The organism is Stenotrophomonas pictorum JCM 9942 (genome assembly GCF_001310775.1).
Lineage (GTDB): Bacteria > Pseudomonadota > Gammaproteobacteria > Xanthomonadales > Xanthomonadaceae > Stenotrophomonas > Stenotrophomonas pictorum.
Map to the genome: position 1 here is coordinate 1 of NZ_BAZI01000162.1, position 6,389 is coordinate 6,389.

Here is a 6,389-nt window from a genome sequence, read left to right on the forward strand (position 1 = left end):
CGTCCGCCCCTCCGGCGGAGGTGGTCACAGAAGTGGTCGTCGAGGCCCCGGCAGTCACATCCGCACCGGCTGCAGTGCAACCGGAGAATGGGCAACTGTTCACCGCGCAGGAACCGGCTCCTGCGACTGAAGCCCCGGTCGAGCAGGCCGTCATCAGGACCGCGCAGGAAGTTGCTCCGGCACCCTCGCCGGCCGCAGCTGAACCGGCGGTCGTGACGGCGACGGAAGAAGCCAACACGGAGAAGGAAGAGGACCAGGCACCGCGCAACGCCTGATCCACGCGCCTGATATGGAAAACAGAAAAGCGGCCCATGAGGCCGCTTTTCTGTTTTCAAGGCTGCGCGCCCTTCCCCGGCGCGCGTCAGGCGGGCGCCTGCGGCAGACGGGTCAACACACGTTCCTTGCAGGATCCACGATGCCGTACTGGGCCGCCAGACGTGCCAAGGCGATGTTGTCTTGCACCTTGATCTTTTCGAACATCCGCGTCTTGTGCGTGTTCACCGTCTTCGCACTCAAGCTCAACCGGCGCGCGATCTCCTCCTGGCGGTAGCCCTGGATCAGCAACAGGGCAACTTCCATCTCCCGTCGCGACAGCTCATCGAACGGCGAGCCCGGTCCGATTTTCGCCAGCGCCAGATTCTGCGCGATGCTGTTGGCCAGGTAGCGACGGCCCAGCGCAACATCGCGGATCGCCTTGACCAGCTCCTGCGCATCACCGCCCTTGCAACATAGCCCGATGCACCGGCCTCCATCAGCCGCTGTGGCATCGGCCCGTCTTCCAGCACCGATACGATGATGACCCGCGTGCCATGCTTGCCCTTGATGATGCGCTCGGTGATTTCCAATCCACTCAACCCCGGCAGGTGTAGATCACACAACACCACATCGGGCTTGAGCTGCCGGATCTGCGGCAAGGCCAGCTCACCACTCTCGGCCTCACCCACCACCTCAATATCGGCCTGCCCGCCCAGAATCATCTTGATGCCGGTGCGTACCAGGGCATGGTCGTCAATCAAAAAAACTCGGACAGTCATTGCAGGATTCCCCGAAGACGAACCAACAGATTGAGCCCAGCCACGCCTTGCAGTGCGTGCAGCGGTTGATGGCATTCCCCTCATCAACCCCGGTGGTGGGCCCTGCGCATTATCGACCAGAATCGGCGACGCCGGAGTTTTTCAGGTACCGACGGGTGCCTGTTCGCCGGAGCCAACCCCACAACAGCTGCAGCAGCCGCGCCACTCTGAGCTGTCAGCTGGCCACCAGCCATAAGGCATTGCCCGCTGTCCACTAGGAATTTCCTGATACGACAATCGTCAGGCAGGCAAAGTGTGACGGCGTCGAAACATCAGCAGATACACGCCCAGCACCCATACCAGGGCCGCACACCAGCCGCCCAGAATGTCGGACGGAAAATGCACGCCCAGATAGATGCGTGACAGACCAACCAGCACGACGAACAGCAGCGCCCAAACCACTACCGGCCAGCGCCAGCGCGTGGGCCATGCCAGCAGCACCACCGTCAACGCCAGCGTCATCGACCCCATTGCATGGCCACTGGGAAAGCTGAAGGTACTTTCCGGCGCAATGGACTCCCACAGAGTCGGACGCTCCCGCTGGAAAATCTGCTTGCTGCCCACATTCAACAGCGCGGATCCCACGAATGCCGTTGCCGCGAATGCCGCTTTCCGCCAGCGCCGCGCCAGCATCAGCGTCCCGACAATCAGCACGTCAAGCGGAATGACACCCCATTGGTAACCCAGCTTGGACATCACCACGAAAAAGTCGTTCAACGCCGGAGAGGCCAGCGCCTTCATCCGCAGCAGCACGGCATGGTCGACATGGAGGGCCTCGGCCTCGTGGATCTCGTCGGCCAGGGCGACAAAACCGGCCAGCGGCAGCAGTACACCGGCAAACAGCAGTACCAGCCGCCACGCATTGTGCCCAAACCAGCGCCGCAGGCGGCCGCCTCGCTCCGGGAATCAGCCGGAGCTTCGTGCATATCGGGTTTCAACGTAGTCGTCGATCAGTGCAACAAAGTCCTGGGCGATGTTCTCGCCTCGCAGCGTCACCTTCTTCTCGCCGTCGACAAACACCGGCGCGGCCGGAGTCTCGCCGGTACCTGGCAGTGAAATACCGATGTTGGCGTGCCGGGATTCGCCCGGACCGTTGACGATGCAACCCATCACCGCCAGCGTCATGTTCTCCGCACCCGGATGACTGACGCGCCATACCGGCATCTTCTCGCGCACGTGGTTCTGCACCACCTTGGCCAGCTCCTGGAAGAACTCGGAGGTGGTACGGCCACAGCCCGGACAGGCCGTGACCATTGGCGTGAACGCGCGCTGCCCGGTGGTCTGCAGCAGCTCCTGCGCAACGATGACTTCCTGCGTGCGCGACTGGCCCGGTTCGGGGGTGAGCGAGATACGGATGGTGTCGCCGATCCCTTCCTGCAGCAGAACCGCCAACGCCGCCGACGAGGCGACGATACCCTTGCTGCCGATGCCGGCTTCGGTGAGCCCCAGATGCAGGGCGAAATCGGAGCGGTTGGCCAAGTCACGGTAGACCGCGATCAGTTCCTGCACGCCGCTGACCTTGGCCGACAACACGATGCGGTCACGTGGCAGACCCAGCTCGACGGCGGTTTCGGCCGAATCGATTGCCGAGCGGATCAGCGCCTCGCGCAGCACGCGGCCGGCATCCCACGGTTGCGCACGCTGGCTGTTCTCGTCCATCAGCCTGGCCGCCAGCGACTGGTCCAGCGAGCCCCAGTTGGCGCCGATGCGTACCGGCTTGTCGTACTTGATGGCGAATTCGATCAGCTGCGCGAACTGGGTGTCCTTCTTCTTGCCGAAGCCGACGTTCCCCGGATTGATGCGGTACTTGGCCAACGCCTCGGCGCAGGCCGGTTCGTTGCCCAGCAGCTGATGGCCGTTGTAGTGGAAGTCACCGATCAGCGGCACATCGATGCCCATCATCGCCAGTTTATCGACGATGCGCGGAATGGCGGCCGCGGATTCGGGATTGTTGACAGTCAGGCGCACCATTTCCGAACCGGCCCGCCACAACTCGGCGACCTGCTTCACGCTGGCGGCCACATCGGCGGTGTCGGTGTTGGTCATCGACTGCACAACCACGGGGTGGCCGCCCCCTACTTTCACCCCGCCGATATTCACTGACTGGGTTATGCGGCGGGGCCACGCGGTAGCGTCGGTGGGCGGAGTCGGTCGGGTCACGGCGTCATGCATGCGGCCATTTTAGCGCGCCTGGCCATCGTCGGGCATGAACCTTGCGGTGGGCTTTATCCGCCTCGACAGCATACGATTGACCAATGAACACCCGCGACACTTCTTTCCTGCGCACCCTGTGCAGTCTGCGCTGGCTGGCCACTGCCGGCCAGGCCGCCACCATCCTCGTCGCCACCTGGCTGCTGGGGCTGGAGCTGCCACAACTGCCGCTGTGGGCCGGTGTCTTCGTGCTGGCCCTGTTCAACCTGTACGTGCAACTGCGCGTACATGACAGCGATGTGGCACCGGCCACGGCGTTTGGCCACATTCTGGTCGATGTCACGGTACTGACGTGGATGGTGGGCTGGAGCGGCGGCATCAGCAATCCGTTCGGCTCCCTGTTCCTGATCCTGATCGCACTGGCGGCGCTGGCCCTGCCGCTGCGCTGGACCCACGCGGTAGCCGCCGCCTGCGTGGGTGGTTATGCGCTCAGTGCGGCATTCGGCCTGCCGCTGCAAGGCGGCCATTTCGATTCGATGAGCCTGCATCTTTGGGGCGCGGCAGCCAACTTCCTGCTCTCCAGCGTCGTGGTGCTGGTGTTCTCCACCCGTCTGGCCGCGGCGTTGCGCGAACGCGAGAACCAGCTGGCGCTGCTGCGCGAGCGCTTCGTACGCAACGAAGGCATCGTCGCCCTGGCCACCCACGCCGCCTCGGTGGCGCACGAACTCAACACCCCGCTGGCGACCATGACACTGCTGACCGACGATATCGCCGAGCAATGCGCCGACGATCCGGAGATGCGCGAGGACCTGGAAACCCTGCGCGAGCTGCTGGTGCAATGCCGGGAGCGCGTCCTGGCGCTGGCGGCTCCCGCCGAAGGCGTACGTCGCCGCCGCAGCGTGGCATCCATCGGCAGCGTGCTTGAACAATGGCGCCTGGTACGCCCGACCATCCAGCTGCGACGCAATCCCGATGCGCCCTTGCAGCTGAAGCTGGACCCCGGCGTGGGCCACCTGCTGCAGGTACTGTTGAACAATGCCGCTGATGCCGGCGAAGGCGCAGGACGCCCGCAAGTCGACCTGGATCTGCAGGTAAGGGACGGCCAGCTCTACGGCGAAGTGCGCGACTATGGCCCCGGCTTCAATGCCGACGCCGCCGCGCTGCCCGGCACCCTGTTCAACAGCGGCAAAACCGACGGCATGGGGGTCGGCCTGGCGCTGTCCCATGCCACCATTGAACGCCTGCATGGCGAGTTGTGGCTGCGTCCTGCCGAGGGCCAAGGAGCGCGCGTCGCTTCCGCCTGCCGCTGGACAATGCCGAGGTAAATACATGAACACCCCTGTGACCCACGGCCTGCTGGTCGACGATGATCCGCTCTATCTGCGCACTTTGCAGCGCACCCTGGCCCGGCGCGACATCGAAACAATCACCGCCACCGATATCGACAGCGCACTGCAACTGGCCACCCAGGCGCCCCCCGCGTTTGCGCTGATCGACCTCAAGCTTGGCACCGAATCCGGACTCAACCTGATCCAGCCCTTGCACGAGCTGCGCCAGGACATGCGCATTCTGCTGGTGACCGGCTATGCCTCGATCGCGACCGCGGTCGAAGCGATCAAGCTGGGTGCCGATGACTATCTGCCCAAGCCGGCCACGGTGCAGATGATCCTGCGCGCGCTCGGCGAGGACGACGAGGCGGGCGACGAGCCCGAAGAAGTCGAGCCACCCGATGCGATGACGCCGATCAGCCGCCTGCAGTGGGAGCACATCCAGCAGGCGCTGCATGAGACCGGTGGCAATGTCTCGGCCGCTGCACGCCTGCTGGGCATGCACCGGCGCTCGCTGCAGCGCAAGCTGACCAAGCGCCCCAGCCTGAGCGCGATCCCAACCGCTGAACGGGAAACGCCGCGCATCGCTGCACGGCGTTTCTGATCACACGCTGCTGCAGCGTGCGGCTCAGCGCAGACGGGCCAGCACTTCGCGGGTCATCGGATCGGCAATATCCACCACCTCACCCTGCAATGCCGGCAACAGCTGGCTGGCCAGCTGCTTGCCCAGCTCCACACCGAACTGGTCAAAAGCATTGATGTCCCAGATCAGCGACTGCACATATACCGCGTGCTCGTACATCGCGATCAGTGCGCCGAGTGCCTGCGGGGTCAGCGCATCGAGCAGAATCAGGGTGCTCGGACGGCCGCCCGGGTACTGGCGGTGCGGGTCTTCGCTGTCCTGGCCGTTGGCCAGCGCCTCGGTCTGCGCCAGCAGATTGGCCAGCAGCGCCTGGTGGTTGATCGCGTAGGGATTATCGCTGCGCACACAGCCGATGAAATCGGCCGGCACGATGCTGGTGCCCTGATGCAGCGCCTGGAAGAAGCTGTGCTGCACGTCGGTGCCGGCACCGCCCCACCATACGGGCACCGTGTCGCCATCGACCGGACTGCCGTCGAGCTTGACCCGCTTGCCGAGGCTTTCCATCACCAGCTGCTGCAGATAGGACGGCAGCAGCGCCAGCCGCTGGTCGTAGGTCATCACCGCATGCGTGGCGTAGCCGAGCACGTTGCGGTTCCAGATATCGGTCAGTGCGTGCAGCACCGGCAGATTGCACTCCAGTGGCGCGCTGGCCGCATGCACATCCATTTCCGCAGCACCGGCCAGCAACTGGCCGAAGCGTTCGAAACCGATCGCCAGTGCGATCGGAACACCGACCGCCGACCACAGCGAGTAACGTCCGCCCACCCAGTCCCACATCGGCAACACACGCTCGGCGGCGATGTCGAAGGCCTTGGCGGCGCGCTCGGGATTGGCACTGACCGCGTACAGGCGCTCGCTGCCGCCCAGCCAGTCATGCAGGATCTTGCCGTTGAGCAGGGTTTCCTGGGTACCGAAGGTCTTGGAAATCAGGATGCCGGCCGTGGTCGCAGGATCCAGTGTGGCCAACGTGCGCTGCATGGCGGCGCCGTCCACATTGGAAACGAAATGCACGCGGAAACGCGCACCCGCCGCCGGACGCAGGGCATCGGCCACCAGTCGCGGGCCCAGATCGGACCCACCGATGCCGACACTGACGATGTCGGTGACGTTGCTGGCTTCCAGCTGCCGGATCAACGCCCCCATCCGCTGCTGCACGGCGGCCGCCTCGGCATGCGCGGCAACCGCGGCCGGCGC

At 64.8% G+C, this 6,389-nt stretch carries 3 protein-coding genes and 4 pseudogenes; 3 read left to right on the forward strand and 4 right to left on the reverse strand.

The window, feature by feature from the left end; translation table 11 throughout:
* Positions 1 to 275: pseudogene (locus tag JCM9942_RS09455) on the forward strand (hypothetical protein); the annotation flags it as partial.
* A 112-nt stretch (positions 276 to 387) separates the two neighbouring features.
* Here the strand turns inward: JCM9942_RS09455 and JCM9942_RS09460 are convergent.
* The 3 genes and pseudogenes from JCM9942_RS09460 to ispG all read right to left on the reverse strand — a co-directional run bounded on the left by JCM9942_RS09460 (position 388) and on the right by ispG (position 3,245).
* Positions 388 to 1,034, reverse strand: a pseudogene (locus JCM9942_RS09460) (response regulator).
* A gap of 279 nt (positions 1,035 to 1,313) precedes the next feature.
* Positions 1,314 to 1,958 carry a phosphatase PAP2 family protein gene (locus JCM9942_RS09465; protein ID WP_054659265.1) on the reverse strand — a complete coding sequence of 215 codons (645 nt, stop codon included), beginning with the start codon at positions 1,956 to 1,958 and terminating at the stop codon, positions 1,314 to 1,316.
* Positions 1,959 to 1,979: 21 nt separating this feature from the next.
* Positions 1,980 to 3,245, reverse strand: coding sequence for a flavodoxin-dependent (E)-4-hydroxy-3-methylbut-2-enyl-diphosphate synthase (ispG, locus tag JCM9942_RS09470; RefSeq protein WP_054659267.1), 1,266 nt, complete (start codon positions 3,243 to 3,245; stop codon positions 1,980 to 1,982).
* A gap of 83 nt (positions 3,246 to 3,328) precedes the next feature.
* On the opposite strand from ispG, the pseudogene JCM9942_RS09475 reads away from it, so the two are divergent.
* Both JCM9942_RS09475 and JCM9942_RS09480 read left to right on the forward strand, forming a co-directional pair.
* Positions 3,329 to 4,557, forward strand: a pseudogene (locus JCM9942_RS09475) (ATP-binding protein).
* Positions 4,554 to 5,119 (forward strand): annotated as a pseudogene (locus JCM9942_RS09480) (response regulator transcription factor). The pseudogenes JCM9942_RS09475 and JCM9942_RS09480 overlap by 4 nt, the downstream one beginning before the upstream one ends.
* Before the next feature lie 61 nt (positions 5,120 to 5,180).
* Here the strand turns inward: JCM9942_RS09480 and pgi are convergent.
* Positions 5,181 to 6,389 (reverse strand): glucose-6-phosphate isomerase (gene pgi, locus JCM9942_RS09485; protein WP_054659273.1); only part of this gene is annotated, 1,209 nt, incomplete at its 5' end.